This is a genomic window from Vibrio harveyi NBRC 15634 = ATCC 14126 = KCTC 12724 (assembly GCF_001591145.1).
GTDB classification, from domain to species: domain Bacteria; phylum Pseudomonadota; class Gammaproteobacteria; order Enterobacterales; family Vibrionaceae; genus Vibrio; species Vibrio harveyi.
Genome location: NZ_BCUF01000138.1, coordinates 1 through 1,060, shown reverse-complemented (window position 1 = coordinate 1,060; position 1,060 = coordinate 1). Strand labels below are relative to the sequence as shown.

Sequence of the window (1,060 nt, the reverse complement as noted above, 5' to 3'; positions counted from 1 at the left end):
TCGATGATTTTTACCTCATCCGCTAACTTCAAGAAATACGCACCAAGCTCGTCTGCGCCCATTCTGTTTGCGTATGAAGCCAACTCAGTTGCCACTTCAATACAAGGTTTTAAAACATCACTAACAATTTGGCTGGTTTGCTTGGCGTAATCCATCCAATCTAACGTGCGCAAGAATTTTTCTGGATCGCCTTTACCCATGCCTCTTAAAACAGCTAACAAAGTATCTTTTGATGTTCCTTTACCGCCTTTTAGCGCAACTTTACACGTACCTTTTACTGCACTACCAAATGTAGGAACACAGCCGACAAGGGTAAGTGAAAGCGCTAACCAGTTTTCAGGCTTATCGCGCTCTTCTTCAGTCAACAAAGTCATAATGTTCGCAGATAAATCGCGCACGTCAGCGGCTTGGTCTACAACAGGAATCATCGTCAGCGCCGTATTGGCGATGATTTGCTCTACAGAAGCGTCATCGTTGAAATCACCAAGAATCACCCCCCAAATCCAACTGGCAGCACCAGACATTCGCGTCCAAGCATTTTCCCAGAAGCCAACTTCACCTTTCTTTGTTTCTTCAATGATCAGTTGAGCGTTCGCACTCGGATTAAAGTTCGGATTGGTCTTAGTTGGCACATTCGGCATAAAGTCTCGGCTGTCCTCGCCGTACTCAATGGCAAACTCACCCGGAGCAATGCCACCGACCGAAGCCTTACCGCTGTTATCCAATGTTCCTTCAAATACGGCGCCAGATTGGTCGGTTAGAGTATAAGTTGCGCCTTGAACAGGTTCACCGTCTGAGTATGAGAGGTATAAGTCAACCGTATAGGTCCCTTCCTGCTCTTCCGTAACAGAAACCGATGGGTTTTGTGCGCCGCCAAGACACATGGTATTGGCTTTGTTCATGGTCATTTGGTCGGACAGGCGACATACGCCCTTACCTTCAAACTTAACCGTTGGTGAGGCTGAGATGAATTTTGCTTCGGCTTCTATAGTGCCGGATGCGACGCCTTTTTTATCGCCGCCCGCATCACCGGTACTTTTTGAGAACGTACTGCCTTTGA

General features: G+C 47.2%; 1 protein-coding gene. It reads right to left on the bottom strand.

The genetic code is table 11. From position 1 onward, the window contains the following. Nucleotides 1-1,060, bottom strand: a 1,060-nt coding sequence (locus tag VHA02S_RS24860; RefSeq protein ID WP_061788480.1) for a PAAR-like domain-containing protein, incomplete at both ends; no start/stop codon positions are given.